Source organism: Paracoccus sp. MKU1 (assembly GCF_001447385.1).
In the GTDB taxonomy this organism is placed as follows: domain Bacteria; phylum Pseudomonadota; class Alphaproteobacteria; order Rhodobacterales; family Rhodobacteraceae; genus Paracoccus.
Window position 1 is genome coordinate 1 of the sequence record NZ_LLWQ01000224.1, and the last position, 17241, is coordinate 17241.

General features: G+C 63.5%; 13 protein-coding genes and 1 pseudogene. 8 read left to right on the top strand and 6 right to left on the bottom strand.

The window, feature by feature from the left end:
• Positions 1–404: pseudogene (locus AQY21_RS26515) on the top strand (ABC transporter ATP-binding protein); the annotation flags it as partial.
• Positions 405–496: 92 nt separating this feature from the next.
• Here AQY21_RS26515 and AQY21_RS26520 read toward each other — a convergent pair.
• Both AQY21_RS26520 and AQY21_RS26525 read right to left on the bottom strand, forming a co-directional pair.
• The gene (locus AQY21_RS26520; RefSeq protein ID WP_058100579.1) at positions 497–1459 is read right to left on the bottom strand and encodes a ParB/RepB/Spo0J family partition protein; all 963 of its coding nucleotides are present in this window, start codon (positions 1457–1459) and stop codon (positions 497–499) included.
• On the bottom strand, positions 1456–2655 hold the full coding sequence (locus AQY21_RS26525; RefSeq protein ID WP_058100580.1) for an AAA family ATPase: 1200 nt from the start codon (positions 2653–2655) through the stop codon (positions 1456–1458). The genes AQY21_RS26520 and AQY21_RS26525 overlap by 4 nt, the downstream gene beginning before the upstream one ends.
• A gap of 608 nt (positions 2656–3263) precedes the next feature.
• Between AQY21_RS26525 and AQY21_RS26530 the strand changes: the two genes are divergently transcribed.
• Positions 3264–4286: a replication initiation protein gene (locus AQY21_RS26530; RefSeq protein WP_058100581.1), complete on the top strand. Its 1023-nt coding sequence runs from the start codon at positions 3264–3266 to the stop codon at positions 4284–4286.
• Positions 4287–5262: 976 nt separating this feature from the next.
• Here AQY21_RS26530 and AQY21_RS26535 read toward each other — a convergent pair.
• The 3 genes from AQY21_RS26535 to AQY21_RS26545 are packed head-to-tail and all read right to left on the bottom strand — an operon-like array spanning position 5263 to position 7176.
• Positions 5263–5838, bottom strand: a complete 576-nt coding sequence (locus AQY21_RS26535) for a biotin transporter BioY (RefSeq protein WP_058100582.1) — start codon at positions 5836–5838, stop codon at positions 5263–5265.
• 5 nt (positions 5839–5843) lie between these two features.
• Positions 5844–6461 (bottom strand): energy-coupling factor transporter transmembrane protein EcfT, encoded by a 618-nt coding sequence (locus AQY21_RS26540; protein ID WP_058100583.1) that lies wholly within the window; start codon positions 6459–6461, stop codon positions 5844–5846.
• A complete protein-coding gene (locus AQY21_RS26545) occupies positions 6436–7176 on the bottom strand; it encodes an energy-coupling factor ABC transporter ATP-binding protein (protein WP_058100584.1) in 741 nt (246 codons plus the stop codon). The genes AQY21_RS26540 and AQY21_RS26545 overlap by 26 nt, the downstream gene beginning before the upstream one ends.
• Positions 7177–7552: 376 nt before the next feature.
• Between AQY21_RS26545 and AQY21_RS26550 the strand changes: the two genes are divergently transcribed.
• The 3 genes from AQY21_RS26550 to AQY21_RS26560 are packed head-to-tail and all read left to right on the top strand — an operon-like array spanning position 7553 to position 11101.
• On the top strand, positions 7553–9163 hold the full coding sequence (locus tag AQY21_RS26550; RefSeq protein WP_161906133.1) for a glycosyltransferase: 1611 nt from the start codon (positions 7553–7555) through the stop codon (positions 9161–9163).
• Between the two features lie 9 nt (positions 9164–9172).
• Complete coding sequence (locus AQY21_RS26555) at positions 9173–10072, top strand: glycosyltransferase family 2 protein (RefSeq protein WP_058100586.1); 900 nt, start codon at positions 9173–9175, stop codon at positions 10070–10072.
• Between the two features lie 36 nt (positions 10073–10108).
• Positions 10109–11101 carry a hypothetical protein gene (locus AQY21_RS26560; protein WP_058100587.1) on the top strand — a complete coding sequence of 331 codons (993 nt, stop codon included), beginning with the start codon at positions 10109–10111 and terminating at the stop codon, positions 11099–11101.
• Between the two features lie 66 nt (positions 11102–11167).
• Here AQY21_RS26560 and AQY21_RS26565 read toward each other — a convergent pair whose 3' ends face one another.
• Positions 11168–12313 carry a UDP-galactopyranose mutase gene (locus AQY21_RS26565; RefSeq protein ID WP_058100588.1) on the bottom strand — a complete coding sequence of 382 codons (1146 nt, stop codon included), beginning with the start codon at positions 12311–12313 and terminating at the stop codon, positions 11168–11170.
• Between the two features lie 478 nt (positions 12314–12791).
• Between AQY21_RS26565 and AQY21_RS26570 the strand changes: the two genes are divergently transcribed.
• The 3 genes from AQY21_RS26570 to AQY21_RS29465 all read left to right on the top strand — a co-directional run.
• Entirely contained in the window at positions 12792–14207 is a 1416-nt protein-coding gene (locus AQY21_RS26570) for a DUF6212 domain-containing protein (RefSeq protein ID WP_058100589.1), read from the top strand.
• Positions 14208–14218: 11 nt separating this feature from the next.
• Positions 14219–16861, top strand: a complete 2643-nt coding sequence (locus AQY21_RS26575) for a glycosyltransferase (RefSeq protein ID WP_082658273.1) — start codon at positions 14219–14221, stop codon at positions 16859–16861.
• 12 nt (positions 16862–16873) lie between these two features.
• On the top strand, positions 16874–17241 hold a 368-nt coding region (locus AQY21_RS29465; RefSeq protein ID WP_203416687.1), incomplete at its 3' end, for a hypothetical protein.

A 17241-nucleotide genomic window follows, 5' to 3' on the forward strand; every position in this document is an offset into this window, starting at 1 on the left:
CGCGCATCTGCGGCGTGGATACCGACGAGCTGATCGATTACGTCGCCGAKTTCGCCGAGCTGGGCCAGCATTACCACCAGCCCTTCGGCAGCTATTCCTCGGGCATGCGCTCGCGGCTGGCACTGGGCACCCCGATGGGCATCCATGTCGAAACCCAACGGGTCGACGAGGTGACCAGCGTCGGCGACGCCAATTTCCGCGCCAAGTCGCAGCGCGTCTTCGCCGAGCGCATGGCCCGCTCCTCGGCCATCGTGGTCAGCCATTCCATGCCAATGATCCGCAACATGTGCACCATGGGCGCCGTCCTCCACCAGGGCCGCCTAACCCTCCACCAAAACCTCGACGAGGCCATCGCAATGCACGAGGAAATCCTCAGAGTCCCACCAAACAGCACAGAAGAGTGAAAAAGGGGGGATCCTTTCCCAAGGACAAGAGGTCAGGCTTTTCCGGCCATTTGTTCTGCAAATGTTCCAGATATTGCCAATTGGCAATTCGCTCAGCCGTCGAAATGCCCGCGAAGAAACGCGTCGAGGCCAGCCCGCAGATCGGTCTCGGAAATCGTGGCGGGAAACTCCAGCCGGATTTTCTTGCCGCGCCGTTCGACCGTCATACCGTGCTTCGTTTTCTCGACCGCGCCCGTGTCCTCGGCGCGCTTGCCATAGGCTGCCGTCTTCAGTCGGGCAAGAACCTTGGGCACCGGCACACAAGCCCCCTGCCCTGCCCGCGCCCGGGCCTGCTCGACGGCGATGCTTGCGGCTTCGGCCAGCACCTTGTCTTCCGCGTCGTGCAGAAGCGGCCGCACGCTGCGGGCATGCAGTTCCTTGATCTCGGTGATCTGCGGCCATGCCTCGACCACGACCTGCGGCAGGCGCGCAAGATAGAGATAGCGCGAAAGCCAGGCCTCCGAGACCTCGAGCCGCGCCGCCATGGCCTTCTGCTTGCCGCCGTAATAGAGTTCCAAGGCCTGGAGATAGTCGCGCGCCCGTTCGTAGTCGCTCAGATCGGCGCGGTCGCGGTTCTCGATATCGGCGAGGCGGAACGCCTCCTCGTCGGTCAGGTCGCGCACCTCGACCAGATAGCGGAACTGCGGGTAATTGTTCGCCCGCAGCCAGCTGACGGCGAAATGGCGCCGCGCGCCGCAGATCACCTCGTATTCCGCCCCCTGCCCCGCCGGCAGCCTGCGCACGATGGCCGGAAATTCCTGCTGGCCCTGGGCCTTGAGACTGTCGATCAGGTCGCGGCAGTTCTCTTCGGTCAGCAGGTCATAGGCGCGGTTGTGACGGCTCCACATCACGCAGGCGGCCGGATCGACCCAGCGCAGCACCTTTTCCTCGCGCTCGCCGCTGTCGGAAAGCGCGTTCTGCCGCTTGAGGAAACGCGCGCCGCCCCGGTCGGCCGCGGCCGGTGCCGAAAGATCCTTCAGCACGTCGTCGAAAATCGCATCATGGCGCTTGCTCACAGCAGGCCCTCCTTGCGCAGTTGGCGGTGATGGCTGGGCCAGGTCTTGCGGATCAGCAGCTCGACCTCGCGCCCGACCGCATCCAGATAGGCGCGGCAACGCTTGTGGGTCTCGGTCCGCGTCGCGGGCCCGGTCAGTTCATAGACGGTCATCAGATTGGCGGTGGCGTTGTCGATCTCGGCCGAATCCTTCAGCGAGGCACCCAGCATGTCCTGCGGAAACACCGCGTCCATCATGCGCTTGATCGCCTGATGCGCGGATTTCTGGTCGTTCATCTTGGAGGTCAGGATCTTGACGAAACTGTATTCGCGCGCGCCGCCATGCCGGGCCAACTCGGCCAGCGTGGATTCCATCATCTTGAGGAAATGCGCGGTCGAGGCGAAGTCGATATTGTTCGGCGGCGCCGGGATCAGCAGCGCGTTGGCCGCACGCAGCACCGACAGCGACAGCATCCCCAAGGCCGGCGGCGGGTCCAGCAGGATGATGTCGAACTGATCGGCGATCGAGGCCACGCCCTCGCGCAGCCGGTCCAGGATGAAGGTCGGATCGCGGGCCATGCGGGCGGCGAACTCATATTCCGCGTCATAAAGCCCCAGATTCGCCGGGATCAGCGCAATGCCCGGCCAATAGGTCGCGCGCAGCGCATAATGCAGCGTCTTGGGGCCTCCATGCTGGAGAAAGGGGTAAAGCGTGTCCTCTTCCTCATCGACATCCACATCGGGGTTGAGACCGAAAACCGCGGTGGTCGAGGCTTGCGAATCGCAGTCGATCACGCAGACCCGGTAGCCCTTGAGCGCGAAGTATTGTGCCAGATGCACGACCAGGGTGGACTTCCCTACCCCGCCCTTGAAGTTCTGCACGGCCATGACCAGCGGCGGATCTTCGGGCGCGCGATGCGGCAAGGTGCCGAAAACCTCGCGCATCCGGTTCACCTCGGCCAGGGTATAGCCGTGCCTTCGGTTGGTGGCAGCATCCTTGACCGGTTCGGGCAGCCTGCCGTCTGTTTCCGCATCCCGGATGGCCTTTTCCGAACGACCCACCATTTCCGCCGCGGTGCGGACGTTGAACAGCAAGTCGAGTTGCTTTTGCGTACCAGGAGAAAAGACGCGCTCGCGCAGGCGCTCGATGACCGTCGAGGCGCGCTGGCTCAGCACGGCGAGCTCTTCCAGGGTAACGGGAGGGACAGCTGGGTTCATGGGATGACTTTTCTGCTCGTTTTGCCGTTACTATGTCGAAAGGCACCCGATCCGTAAAGTTCGGATTTTGAAGGCTGGATCGCCAAAAAGCGATAGTTGCAACATGGTCGCCTGATGAACGGAAGTTCTGGACGTCCTGCTGCATCTTGCCGAGATTTCTCCCGTGAAGTCATCCCGATTTGTAAGGCTTTCACCGATGGCCGTGCCGTTGGCAACCCTCAAACCTGTGGAAAAACAACCAAACCCTTGGTTCTGATTCATGGATTCATGATTCAGCAATCCAACAGGCTTGATATTCATGGGAAATCAGGCGCTGCTCTTACGGATTGGGATGCATCGCGATACTTTCCGGGACGGGAGTCCCTACGGATTGGGTGAGCTTGCGCTACATGTCGGGTGACCCCTTAATCTTACAGATTGGGTGAATCCGTTGTGCCCATGCAGGGGCTTGAAATTATGCTGTGAAAGCAAGCTCCTGCGAATCAGTCCCGAAGGGCGCGCGAGGCTGTTGCTTACATTTTGGGTGCAACGCGCGCAGAAGCCGGTCCCAGGCTTGAAATCTTACGTCCTGTCCGATACAAAAGTAAGGATCATGGGGTAGGGGAAACATGGCTGAGTCGGCGATTCGAACGGTCGAGGCGCGTCCAAATGCGGACAGTCTGATCAAGCCGGGCGAGCTTGTCGACCTGATCGAGGTCACGCCCCTGACCCTGAACGACCGTCGCATCTACAACCAGCTCCTCGAGAATGCCTGGGAGGCGATCGACAAGCCGGTCACGCATGTCATCGCAAAATCGGCGCTGCGTGGCAGCCACAACTCCAATGACCGGGTCGGCGAAAGCCTTGAGCGATTGATGTCGGCCATCGTGAAGGTGGCGGTGATCTGGGATGGCGAGCCGGCGATCGAGCGGGTGCAGCTGCTGGGCGGCAACCTGGAAAGCGGCCGGAGCGATGGGCTGCTGGAATACGAGATCCCGGCGCGGTTGCGCAAGATCATCCGCAACAGTCAGGTCTTCGCCCGCTTGCAGCGCGAGGTGATGTTTGCGTTGTCCTCGAAATACGCGCTGACGCTTTATGAGATGGTGCAGAAACGCGGCAATCTGCGCTGGAAGGCGTCGGAGCGGTTCACCTTGGAGGCGCTGCGGGGGATCATGGGCGTCCCGAAAGGTAAGCTTTCATCCTGGTCGAACCTGAAATTGCGCGCCATCGATCCGGCGGTGGCGGAGGTGAATGCGCTTTCCGACTACATGGTCGAGATTTCTCCGATCAAGACCGGACGCGCCGTGACCCATGTCGAGATGCGCTGGTGGCGCAAGGATGGCGATGCCAGTGGTGCGGCGGACCGGGCGCTGCAATTCTCGAAGGTCGGGCGGAGGGTCAAGGCCGAAGGCCGGACCGAGCAGGTCTCGGTCGGGGAGGGCGCGCGTCCGCGGCCCGGCTGGCTGGATTCGCGCGGTCCGGCCCTGCAAACGGCGACCTATGAGACCGCCCGGTTGCGTCATCCCGGCTATGATATCTATTTCGTGGAAAGCGAGTGGCGGAGCTGGATGGCGGGCAAGGAGCCCGCGAAGGATCCAGACCGCGCTTTTCTGGCCTTCTTCCGCAGCTATGCCGAGAAGAATCCGCTCTGAGACACCGCCGGGATGGCCGGCCTGCGACCGTGTCTTGGGATGTCGAAGCGCTGCAAGTTCTCGATCTGCGTCTGGCCGCTTGTTCGGTTATGGTAAGGCAGCCTGAAGTCGACGGGGCAGGGGTCCAGGTGGCGTGATAGGAAAAATTGCCAATTGGCAATTTCCACCTTTTGCGCAGCGCCGGGCCGCCGGATTGCCGCGATCAGCAATGCAGACCGCCTGTGACCGGGACAGAAGTAAGGGCCGAACGCCGATCAGCGCAGGCGAGGAGATCAATGGCTTCCCGGTTCAGCCGCACGATGATGAAGCGCGGCCGCCGCTGCGATCTGGCCCGGCATCGGCAGGCAGGATTGCGTGGACGACGTTCATGAGCAGGTGATGCAACTGACGACGAATGAGCCAGGATCACGTATCCGCTTGTTGATAGCGGCCGGATTCCATGCGATATTCCAAGGGCAAGATCGCGCGTCCGAGCTTGAAATGTGATCTTGGCCCATCGCAACGCAGAGCCTACAAACTCTTTGGGGCGCGGGACGGGGCAGGGGCCTCTGGTGGCAGGCTAAGCTCGCTGGCTTCCTGGCAGAGACCAATCGGCGACTTGTGATGGTCGGGCCGGCACCTTCACTTGGCTATGCTGTCAGTAATCCGCATTTTCGTACGCAAGTGCGGATTACCTGTCTATCGATCTCGGACTTCTTGGGAATCCAATGGAGATCGAATACTGTCTGGTGGTCCTTTTCCGCTGCGAGTGCGCCGAGGAACCCCCGGCAACGCATCCGCCGACGATGACGAAACCCGTGTGGGTGCTGGTGCAGGTCGAGGCAGTCACCGGCAGGCAGAACCTCGGCAGATGAGATGTTCGTGGCTGGCGTGCACGTCGCCGTTCCAGAAGGACGTCTCCCCGGCATAGGGGGCCGGGCCCTGCGCAGGCAGGCCCCCGCCGGTCACCGGGTCGGGCAGGGGTGAACGACCTCTCTTACCAGCGCAGATCGCCCGGCCTTGCCGCGCTGCGATGCCAGGCCAGGGTCTGCGGCCGGATTTTTGCCAGCGCCTGCACCAGCATGCCGGTGATCGCCGCCTTCAACAGATCGCCGGGGATGAAGATGGCGACCAGCGTGAAAGCTTCGATCAGGCTTTTCTGCGCCACGATGGCAAGCCCGGTCGCACCGAAGATATAGAGGATCACGATGCCGCCAAAGACCGAGCCCAGCCCGGCCGCGAGCCCGGCTGAACGCAGCCGGACATGCTCGACGAACAGTCCGGTGGCGAAGGCCGCGACCGGAAAGCCGAGCGCGAAGCCTGCCGTGGGCGCGGCGAAGGCACCCAGCCCGCCGCGCCCGCCCGCCAGCAGCGGCAGGCCGAGCGCCACCAGCAGCAGGAACAGCGCTGCCGCCGCCGCCCCGCGCCGGGCGCCCAGCACCGCGCCCGCCAGCATGACGCCCAGCGTTTGCGCCGTGATCGGCACCCCAAAGCCAAGGGTGATCTGCGGCACCAGCCCCAGTGCCGCGATCATTGCGGCGAAAAGCGCGATCTGCGCGATATTGCGTTCCATTGGGTCTACTCCTGTTCATGCAGTCCAAGGGCGCCGCCCCGCGCCCGCAAAGCTTCGCCGACATGATCGGCATCGTCCAGCGCTTGCAGCGTCAGCGGCAGGATCAGCCGCCAGCCGGGCCGGCGGCGGGAGCGGGCGCGCCAGGCCTCGGCCAGGGTCTCGGCACGGGCGACCAGGACCGGGGTGAAGCGGATGACCAGCGGCACGGCGATTTCCAGCGCCCCCGTCGGCAAGCCCAGTCGGCGCAGGGGCGCGGTCAGGCGGCGGATCAGATCGACCAGATCCTCCAGCCCCGTGGTCATGGTCACCAGATTGGCCAGCGCGACCAGCGAGACCATGCGCAGCGTGATAAGCAGGCCCAGGCGCATGTCGCCGGTGACCATGTGCCAGCCCAGCAGAATGACGACAAAGGGCAGCATCACCCGCAAGCTGCGCAGCCCTGCGCGTAAAAAGACCGGTCCCGGCGCGGCGTAGAGCGCCAGCACCGCGACCAGCGCCACCGCGTGGATTGCAATGTCGCGGACCATGAACAGCCCGGTCGAGGCCAGGCACAGCGCCCCCAGCTTCAGCCAGGCTGGCCAGCGATGGGCGCGGGTTTCAACCGGCGAGGTCAGCGATATCATCGAGATCCCCCAGCCGGATCATCTCGGCGGTGAAGGTCGAGAGCAGCTCCGCCGGCGTGCCTTGGGCGACGATGCGGCCGCGGTCGAGCCAGAACAGCTCGTCGCAGGCTTCGAGATCGGCGGGCTCATGCGAGATGTGAAACAGCCGCGTCTCGACCCGATGCAGATAGCGGGCAAGCTGGCGGCGGGTCGGAATGTCCAGCCCGGCATAGGGCTCGTCCAGGATCATGAGTTGCGGCCGCATGGCCAGTACCGCCATCATGCAGACCAGATGCTTCTGGCCCTGCGACAGGGCCGAGATCGGCGCATCCTTCCAGTGCAGCTTGTCGAAGGACCGCAGCATCGCCTCGACCTGCGCCGCGGCTTGTGCCTTGTCCAGCCCCTGCTGGCGCAGGCCGAAGGCGATTTCCTCGGCGACGCGGGGAAAGATGATCTGATGCTCGGGGTTCTGGAACAGGATGCCGACGGTTTTCAGCGCCGCACGGCGGTCGCGGAAGATGTCATGGCCGCCGATGCGGATCCGGCCGCTGCTCGGTTCCAGCAGCCCGGCGAGCAGCCGCGCCAGCGTGCTCTTGCCCGAGCCGTTCCTGCCCACCACGCCGATGCGCCGGGCCGAGGAATGCAGCGTGATGCCGCTCAGCACCGGACGACCCGCGACCTCATAGCCCAGATCGTCCAGCCGGATGGTGAAATGGGCTGTCTCACACCGATGCAAGCGGAGCCTCCTTCTTGGCCTTGTCCCCGACCGTTCCCCGGATGAGTGAAAGCAGAGGCGGGTTGCAAGCCCGCTCGCCCCGTTTGTGCCTGTCCCGGACCGGAAAGCAATAGGCCAGACCGGCAGGCCGGGGCAATGGCCCGGGCCGCGGGGCACCCCCCGTCGCCCGCCGCATGTCGGGGCCCTGGTGCGCCCGCACAGGCCCGTCCGGCCGGAGGCTGCATCCCGGCGGCCTGTCCCGCGCTGCGGCAACAATCTGCGCAGCCCGGGCAGAAAGGCTGCCTTGCCAGCTTGTGACTTTTCCTCCGTGCCGTTCTCCATTACACCCCGGGCCCGAGGAACCCACGCAGATGAGATCCGCAGCAGCATGACCAACATGACCGCACTCGCCCCAGTCGGCGAGGACACAGCCGAGCACATCGAGCGCGAGGTTTCCGAAATCGTCTCCATCTACTCCTGTCTGTACCCCACGCAGAGGTTGAATTTCATCCTTTACGAGGGGAAGGATCCGATCTGGGGTGCGCCCACCGTCGTCGAGGGGCCCTTCACCTTTCAGCCCGCCCATGTGAACGCCGAGTTCCTGGGCCAGTTCGAGCGTCCCGGCGCCCATCCCGGTGCCCCGACCGTGACCATCATGCTGTCGGTCCCCAGGAAGCCGCTGCCCAGCGAGGTCAGGCAGATGGATGCGCCATGGGTGCCGATAAGGCGGCTGCGGGCGATCCATCGGCTCTCGCCCATGCTTTACGAAAAGATTCGCTATCAGGCGGAAATGATGCGCAAGCGGCAGTCGCCCCGGCGCCATCCGCGGATCTCGCTGTTGCGGGGCGACGGGTCGTCCTTGTTTCCCGGCCGGCGGCGGCCGGAGAGCGACAAGCGCCCGGCGATCCTGATCGGGATGCATTGGCTGGAGGTCGGCGGGGCCGAGAAGCTGGGCTTCGATACGATCCGATGGGCGCTGGAGGCGGGGCTGCGCGTCTTCGTGGCGGCCAGCGTGCCGTCGATCCAGCGCCTGGTGGACAAGCTTCCCGACAGTCCGGATGTCACCTTCCTGCGCCTCGACCGCTATCTGCCGCATCAACTCTGGCCGCGCTATATCGAAAAGCTGGTCCTGGCCGAGAACATCCGGCTGATCCATATCCATCACTGCCGGCCGCTCTACGAGTCGCTGCCGCAGATCCGCGCCAATGTTCCCTGGGTCAGGGTGATCGACAGCACGCATATCGTGGAATATGCCGATGGCGGCTTTCCGCGCAGCTCGGGCGTCTGGTCGAACTTCATCGACATCCACCATGTCATCAGCAAGGAACTGGTCGATTACTACCGCGACAATTTCCATGTCATCGGCAAGGTCCGTCTGGGGCGCATGCTGGATCGCACCGAGCATCAGGCCGGCCTGCCGGAATTGAACATGCAGCCCGGCAAGAAGCGCCTTCAGGCGGCGTTCGTCGGCCGGCTCTATTACCAGAAACGTCCGGTCGTCGTGGTCGAGGCATTCCGGGCCCTGGCCGCCTGGGCGAAACGCAACGATGTGGAACTGACCGGAAAGATCGTGGGCGAGGGGCCGTTCCTCGATACGGTCAAGGCGCTGTTGCAGCGCTATGGCCTGGTGGATCGCGTCGCGCTGCTGCCCGCCAATTCGCCGGTGCCCGAGATCCTGCGGGACTCGGATATCCTGCTGCTGCCCTCGAACAACGAGGGGCTGGCGCTGGTCTGCTATGAGGCGGTGGAGCAGGGCTGCATCCCCATCTCGACCGATGTCGGCTCGCAGGCCGAGATCGTGCCCCGCGACCTGCTGGTGCCGCTGGAACCGCAGGCCTGCGTGAAAGGCATCGTCGCGGCGGTGGACCGGCTCTGGCGCGACGCCGCCTTCCTGTCCCGGCAGCGCGAGGCGCTGGTCCGATCCTGGTCCGCCATCACGAGTGACCCCACCGCGCAGGAGATCCTGATGCCGCTCTACCAGGAAGCCGCGGCGGATTTGCAGGAGTAGTCCCGTCACATGAGTGCATTGAGCAAGACGGCCGCGGTGATCGTGACGTTCAACCGGTCGGCCAAGCTGATGAAGGTGCTGGATGCGCTGGATGGCCAGACGCTGCGGCCCGATTTCATCCTGGTCGTGGATAACGCCTCGACCGACGACACCCAGGCCCTGGTCGAGGCGCGCGCCCGCGACGACCTGAGCATCCGCTATCTGCGCCTGCCCAAGAATGTCGGCGGGGCCGGCGGCTTTCACGAGGGGCTCAAGGCCGCCTATGGGCTGGGCGCGCATTATTTCTGGGTTTCGGACGACGATGCCTATCCCCAGCCGGACGCCATCGAAAAGCTGCTCCATGCCCTTGCCGCATTCGAGGTGCAGCATGAATGGCGGCCCAGCTTTGCCTGTTCGCGGGTGGAATGGATCGACGGCACGCTTTGCGAGATGAACACGCCGCGCCCGGTCTGGGACTGGCCGCGTTTCCTGCATCCCGAGGCGGCCTGGGCGCTGGTCGATTCCGCGTCCTTCGTGTCGATCCTGATTCCGCGTTGGGCGGTGGAAAAGCACGGGCTGCCGATCGCGGATTACTTCATCTGGTTCGACGATGCCGAATATACCCGGCGGCTGTCGCGCTCCTATCCCGGCATCTTCTGCCCGGAAAGCCGGGTGATCCACGACACGCCCGACAATCGCGGGGTGAATTTCGGCCTTGTGGACGAAAAAAGCCTGTGGAAGTTCAAATACGGCGCCCGCAACGAGGCCTCCTGGCGCCGGCGCGAAGCGGGCCCGATGGGCGTCCTGGCCTATGCCTATGGCGTGCATTTGCAAATGAAGCGCGGTAATGTGCCCTGGAAGCTGCGGCAGGAGATCTTCCGAGCAATTGTAAGGGGAATGATCTTCCGGCCGAAGATCGTGCCAGTCTGAGACCAAATCACACCCAAAGCGAGGAAGCTTCGGCGAATGTCTGCGAAGAAGAAAGACCTTTACCTGCATATCGGCGTTCATCGCACAGCCACGACCGCCATTCAGGCAGCAATGTTCCACAACTGGAAGTGGCTGAAAAATAAGGGAATCCTTTATCCCTTTAGTGTCGAGCGGCACATCGGGATGTTCAACAATATTTTTCACGGCAAGGTCAAGGCGCATGATCTGGCAGCGGATCTGGCACGCCGCGCCGATTCGCATGATACCGCCATTCACACCATCGTCATGAGCGACGAGGATGTGTCGATGCGGAATGATCTGAGCCCCCTTTTGCCTTTCACGGAATATTTCAACGTCAAGGTGATTTTTGGGATGCGCCGCCAAGATATCTGGCTGGAAAGCTGGTGGGCGCAGAACGTAAAGGGGCAGTGGGATCGGCAGCTTTGCCATATCACTTGGGATGATTTCATGGCCGATCGCCAGAGATTTCACTGGATCAATTATGACACCTACCTGTCGCATCTGGAGAAGCTGTTCGGCATTTCAAACATCAAGCCCTATGTCTTCGAAAAGGAACAGATGCCGAAAGGTCCGATAGCGGCCTTCTGCCGGCAGTTTGGATTGCATGACATATCGGAAATGAAACCGCATGGCGGCTCGAACATCAGCCTTTGTCCCGAGGTTTCCGAATTTGTGCGTCATCTACCGCTAATCGAGGCGAAGATGGGCGTGCGCCTGAATCTTATCGAGATAGCCGAGGTGGTGGACAAGCAGATCCGAACGGAAAACGGGGCCACATTGCTGATCCCGCATGAGCAGCGTCGCGCAATTATGGAGGAATATGACCGGGGCAATAAATCCATCGCCCGCAGGTATTTCAACAGGGACCGCCTGTTCCTGGAGGATCTTCCCAGTCAGGATGTCCCTGTCATAACTCCGGCGCTTCCCAAGTCGCCCGACGAGGTCATGACTCGCTTGGTCGCACCGTTTTTCGGTGAACTGATCCGGCGGCTGAACATGATTTCCTGACCCCGCGAAGGATGCGGGCCGGATCCTTGTCGACAAGGGCCCGGCCTGCGAAATACGAAGTTCGGCTTACAAGGGAAGTTGGGAGAATTGGGGCATCTGCGCCCCCGCCGACAGTGTCCCCAAAAACACCCCCGCCGTATCCAGCGCCTCGCGGATGGTCACGTCCATGTCGAGATAGCGATAGGTGCCCAGCCGGCCGACGAAGGTCACCCTTTCCTGCGCCCGGGCCAGATCGACATATTGCGCCAGCAGGGATTTTTCCTCGACCAGTCGGATCGGGTAATAGGGGATGTCGCCGGGGCCGGCGGCCCGCGAATATTCGCGATAGCAGGTGCTGCCCTCGTGGCTCTCCCAAGGCGAGAAATGCTTGTGCTCGGTGATGCGCGTCCAGGGCACCTCGCGGTCGCCATAGTTCATCACCGCGCAGCCCTGGTAATCGCCCTGATAGGTGAAACGCTCGAAATCCAGGGTGCGATAGCCCAGCCGGCCCAGGCTGTAGTCGAAGAACCCGTCCAGCGGACCCGACCAGAACAGATGGTCGGCCTGTTCGGCCATCTCGGGCCGATAGGGGGTCTCCAGCGCGACCGAGATGCGCGGGTGGTCCAGGATGCCCTCGATCATCGCCGTATAGCCGGCGCGCGGCATGCCCTGGAAGCGGTGGAAGAAATAATTGTCGTCATAGTTGAAGCGCAGCGGCAGGCGCTTGAGGATCGAGGCGGGCAGTTCGCGCGGCGAGCAGCCCCATTGCTTCTCGGTATAGCCCTTGAAGAACGCCTCGTAGAGTTCGGGGCCGACAAAGCGCAGCGCCTGCTCCTCGAAGCTTTGCGGCTCGGCGATCGAGCGGTCGGCGCGGCTTTCGATGAAGGCGCGGGCCTCGTCCGGGCGCAGGGTCTTGCCGAAGAACTGGTTGATGGTGTGCAGGTTCACCGGCAGGGAATAGACCGCGCCCTGCGAGGTGGTCTTGACCCGGTTCCGGTACGGCACGAATTCGGCAAAGCGGTTGACATAGCTCCAGACGCCCTCGTCGTCGGTATGGAAGATATGCGGCCCATAGAGATGCAGCATGACGCCGGTTTCCGGGTCGCGCTCGGTATGGCAATTGCCGCCGATATGCGGGCGGCTGTCGATGATGCGGCAGTCATGGCCGGCCTCGGCCAGCTGGCGCCCGATCACCGCACCCGACAGTCCCGCGCCCACAAGCAATATCTTCATTATTCCCTTCCCGTTCTCGTCACCAGCTGCGGAGCGGTCTGCCCTTGTTCCGGCGGCATGGCGGCATCGCGGCGCCTGCGCCAAGGCTCATGTCAGCAACATCGGCGAAGGTCTATACCATGTGGCGGCGACGCGGCAACAACCGGCGGCGAATGGCGCAAAAACGCTTGTCGAAAGCAACCCACGCGGGAATCGCCCCCCGGCCGGCCAGGCCGGAACACCCTGCTTCTGCGAGCGGCACCATGAGCGGTTCTTTGCGCCTTCCCGGTGCTCCGCAGGCGGCAGATGGCTGAAAGTTTTCGCAAATATGCCACAAAATGTCGCTAATACAGGCTCCTAGGGTGGCCGCTCTGCCGGCATGCCTTGCCCGGTTGCCATCCCGGTCCAAATGTCGCAAAAACTGACGAGTTTAGTTTAGTTAGTTGGTCGTTCTGCCATCCTCCGCTCCTCCTCCATCTCAGCATGATCGCGCATTCCCATGTCCAAACAATTTGCCTCAATTCTCGTGGCGCCCGAAGACTATGCCGAGGTCAGCGCCCTGTCGCTTCCGGTGTCCCTGATCGTCGCGTCTGGCACGCCGGATAATGTCGAATTCAACGACGATCACGGGCAGGTCCTGCCGCTTGACCAGGTGGCCTTGCGTGCTATCGGCCGGCTGCCCTTGTCAACCAGCGGCAAGACCCATCTGGCGCAACTGGCCAGCCTGTGGCGCAGCAAGCTGGATGTTGACGCACCCGCGGAAATCCCGCTGGAGATGGCCGATACCGCAAACAGCCGCGGCAAGGTCCTGGAATGGCTGGTCGTGCAGCTGACCAATGCCCAGCAGCAAAGCGCGCAGCGCTCGACCCGGTTCATGCGCGAACTGGGCCTGCTGCGCCAGCAGCATGAGGAGATCCAGGCCAGCTTCCAGAACCTGGAGCAATTCGTCTATCGGCACGGGCCGCAGCATCGCAAACTGGAAACCACGCTGTCGCCGGTCTCGGGGCAATTGCCGATCACCTTGCGCAACGGCTCGCGGCTGGTACAGCGGCTGCCGGGTTCCAGCGTGGGGCTGAGCGATATCGCGATCCAGATCAGCAACGAGACGCCGCCTTCCGAAGGGGTGCTGAATGTCAGCCTGCTGAGCCCCGACACCGGCGAAACCCTGGCGATCTGGGAAGTTCCGGCGGCCCGGCTGACCAATGGCTGGCTGCGTTTTTCGCTGGACCGCGCCCTGGGGCCTGACACGATCAGCCTGATGCTGAATCTCAGCTATCACGGCCGGGAGACCATTCGCCTGGCCAGCGCCGTCCAGCACCCGGAGCCGCGGTTCCATCCCGAGGTCGACGGCCAGGCGGTAGAAACCCTGCCGGCGTTGCAGATCTGGCGCTGGATCGCCGGGGCAAGGGCACCGGTTCCCGCGAACGCCTTTATCCAGGTCGGCGGCAAGAACCGCCTGCGCCGGGTGGAGCGGGAGACGCTGGCGACCGCGATCAACCTGGACACGCTGCACGATACCGTGCCGCTCTTCCAGTCCGGCGATGCGCTGCTGGTCCATGTGCTGCCGGACCGCACCGCTTGCGGGATCCTGGCCGGCCTTGCCTGGCCGGGGGCGCGGCAGGTCTTCGCCTCGCTTCTGACCCGCCATGCCGAGGCGCCGCCGGTCGAATACCAGCTGGCGCTGCTGCCCCAGGACCAGCGTCCGCATCAGCCCGGCCGGATGCCCGCATTCGACCCGGCCCTGAGCTCTGGCTGGATCCCGTTGCAGCCCGAGGAGGAGGGCCAGGCCCATGTCCTGCTGCCCGAGCCGCTGGCTTGCCCGCATGACATCTATCTGATGACGCGCTTGCCGCAGGGGCAATCCAGCAATCACTATGGCTGGTCGACCTTCTCGAACGTCTGCCTACAGTTCTGAGGGGTGAGAGGATGCAACAGACCCTTCTGCGACCGCAGGACATGAAACCCACGCCCGTCCAGCTGCCGCGGCTGGCGGTGGTCGTGCCGATCTTCCGCCATTCGGTGCTGCTGGCCGAGGCGATCGAAAGCGTCCTGGCGCAGCGGACCGACTTTCCGCTCCAGCTGGTCCTGGTCAATGACGGCTGCCCACATCGCGAGACCGATCTGGTCTGCCGGGAATATGCGCTGAGCTATCCCGACCGGATCACCTATCTGCGCAAGCCCAATGGCGGGCTCAGCGATGCCCGCAACCACGGCATCCGCCACGCGCTGGCCGCCTGGCCGTCGGTCGAGGCGATCTACATGCTGGATGCCGACAACCGCCTGCGCCCCGATGCCATGGCCAATGCCATGGCGGCGCTGGAGCAATATCCCGATGCCGGCTGGATCTATCCCAATATCGACATGTTCGGGCTCAGCTGGGCGGGGGACTACGGCGGCGACTATTCGCTGCTGATCCATACGGTGATGAACATCTGCGAGGCCGGCAGCCTGATCCGCCGCGAGGTTTTCGAGGCGGGGGTCTATTTCGACACCTCTTTCAAATCCGGCTTCGAGGACTGGGATTTCTTCCTGACCGCTGCCGAGGCGGGGTTCCGCGGCCGCAACATCGACAATTTCGGCTTTCTCTATCGCAAGCGTGCCGAAAGCATGCTGGCCGATTCCGAGCGCGACGCCGAAGCGATCCGCAGCGAGATGCGCAAGAAGCACAAGCAGCTGTTCAGCCCGCGCGGCCTGCTGGAACTGGAGCAGAAGGAAGCGCCGCGCTATGCCTTCTTCCTGGCGGACCGCAACGAGGTTCTGCTGACGGTCGATCCCGACGCCCCGGATGCGCGCCGCCTTCCGATGGCCGAGTTCGAGCAGCTCTGGTGGCGGACCCAGACCGACAACAGCCAGCACCACATGCCGCCGATCCTGGTGATGACCCATTCGGCGGTGCTCGAGCAGCTGCGTCGCGCGCGGCTGCTGCACGGGGTGCTGTGGACGATGGAGCGCCGCCTGACCCAGCATTGCTTCGCCGCGCTGGAGATCGAGCCGCGCGAGGCCGAACGCGTCGGCTGGGACGAGCAGGAGGCCAAGGGTTCGGTCGAGCTGCGCGCCAATATGCTGATGGTGCAGCCGGGCACGCTTTCGGCCATCGTGCGCGACACCTCGATTGCCTGGGCGACCGGCATCGCGGCATCTCCCTGCTCCGTGCCCGCCACGGTCATGCGGCTGCAATTGCCCGAGGCGCTCTTTTCCGGCGGAGAGGAGTTTTATACGGCGGCTGCCCATGACTTCGTCGCCCTGGCGGCCCGCTTTCATGCTTCACCCAACCGCGGCGCGCTGGCCTATAGCTGGGACTGGCGCAATCCCGATATTCCGTGGCGTGCCCGCACCCATGAAATCAGCCGCGTTCCGACCAAGGCCGATGCCGCCTATCCCCGCGTTTCCAAGGACGGGCGCGATATCGGCTTCGTTCTGCCGCTGGTCGAATTCGGCGGCGTCGAGCGCGTGGCCCTGAACACCGCGCGGGCGATGAAACGCGCCGGCTGGCGGCCGCATCTGTTCGTGCTCGAGGCGCAAAGCTGCCAGTTCAGCACCGAATGGCGCGAGACCTTCGAGAGCGTCACCTTTCTGGCCGATGCGAATTTCGCGACCTGGGGCCCGGCGAATTCCAACTATCTGGGGACGGATGTGCCCGACTGGTCGCGCTTCGGCGACCAGCGGCAAGCGACCGCCATGCTGGCTTGGCTGGACGCGGTCATCAACTTCCATGGCGGTGCGATTTCCGGGGTGATGGGGCGGCTGAAACGTTTTGGCGTCAAGACCGCGCTGTCGCTGCATCTCAGCGATCAGAGCCCGTTCAAGCGTCTGGTCGGCAATACCTATCTGGGCCTGGCTTTCGAACATGCCTATGACGTTGTTCTGCCCTGCTCCGAGCAATTGGGCGACTGGTGTCACGGCATGGGCATCCCCGCCGACAAGATCGTGCCCTTGCTGAATGCCCCCAGCTTCGATCTGCCGGAAGGCGCCGAGGCCCGGATCGTCGCCCGGCGCGCGACGCGTTCGCCCCAGGATCCGCTGCGGGTGATCTATCTGGGTCGGCTCGACCACCAGAAGGGCGTCGAGCGGCTGATCTCGATCATCGAGGCGGTCGAGGCCCTGCGCCTGCCGGTCGAATGGCGGCTGATCGGCAAGGCGGTGCTGGGCGACAGCGCGCTGGAGATCCCGCCGCATATCGCCGCGCTGCTGGAGCCGCCGCTGACCACGCCCGAGGGCCTTGCGGAAGCCTTTGAATGGGCGGATGTCTTCATTCTGCCGTCCTATTACGAGGGGTTGCCGCTGACGATCCTCGAGGCGATGCGTTCGGGGGTCATTCCCATGGCGACGGATGCGGGCGCGGTGACCGAGGTCTTGCGGCAATGGGAAAACGGTGTCGTCCTGTCCCAGGCCGAGCCCATCGCCGAGGCGCTGTCCGCGCTGAAGCGCCTGGCCGGCGACCCCGACTTGGTCCGGCGCCTTTCGGGGCGTGCCCGTGCGGAAATGAGGGGGCGCGACTGGGACAATGCGGTCGCCCCCTTGATCCAGCGGCTGGAAATCATGCAGGCTGCCGACAAGAAGAAAAAATAAGAAGGAAAAATAATGAACGCCAAGTTGTATCCTGCCTTGTATGCCCCCAAGGACGGTTATGTCTTCGTGGTCACCTATGGCCGGTCCGGCTCAACACTGACCCAGAGCTTGCTGAACTCCATTCCTGGATACTGCATTCGTGGAGAGAACGGGAATCTGCCTTATCATCTTTCCCGGGCGGTAGCTGTGACTAGCAATTGGGACAATTATCAGTGGAGAAGGGCGGATCGCAACAAGCCGGCAGAGGAGCAGAGGGTTTTTCTGAAAGGTATTATCGGAACGCCAGGAGACCCGTGGTATGGTGCGGAAAACGTTGATCCTCAGCATTTTTCGCGATCGCTGATGAATGTTTTTGTTCGGGACGTGCTGGCGCCGCCGAA

Bases quoted from the DNA above. Each gene is read 5' to 3' on its own strand.
- AQY21_RS26530 (WP_058100581.1), top strand. From the start codon at position 3,264: ATGGCTGAGTCGGCGATTCGAACGGTCGAGGCGCGTCCAAATGCGGAC.
- AQY21_RS26570 (WP_058100589.1), top strand. From the start codon at position 12,792: ATGTCCAAACAATTTGCCTCAATTCTCGTGGCGCCCGAAGACTATGCC.
- AQY21_RS26550 (WP_161906133.1), top strand. From the start codon at position 7,553: ATGACCGCACTCGCCCCAGTCGGCGAGGACACAGCCGAGCACATCGAG.
- AQY21_RS26555 (WP_058100586.1), top strand. From the start codon at position 9,173: ATGAGTGCATTGAGCAAGACGGCCGCGGTGATCGTGACGTTCAACCGG.
- AQY21_RS26525 (WP_058100580.1), bottom strand. From the start codon at position 2,655: ATGAACCCAGCTGTCCCTCCCGTTACCCTGGAAGAGCTCGCCGTGCTG.
- AQY21_RS26575 (WP_082658273.1), top strand. From the start codon at position 14,219: ATGCAACAGACCCTTCTGCGACCGCAGGACATGAAACCCACGCCCGTC.
- AQY21_RS26535 (WP_058100582.1), bottom strand. From the start codon at position 5,838: ATGGAACGCAATATCGCGCAGATCGCGCTTTTCGCCGCAATGATCGCG.
- AQY21_RS26565 (WP_058100588.1), bottom strand. From the start codon at position 12,313: ATGAAGATATTGCTTGTGGGCGCGGGACTGTCGGGTGCGGTGATCGGG.
- AQY21_RS26540 (WP_058100583.1), bottom strand. From the start codon at position 6,461: ATGATATCGCTGACCTCGCCGGTTGAAACCCGCGCCCATCGCTGGCCA.
- AQY21_RS26560 (WP_058100587.1), top strand. From the start codon at position 10,109: ATGTCTGCGAAGAAGAAAGACCTTTACCTGCATATCGGCGTTCATCGC.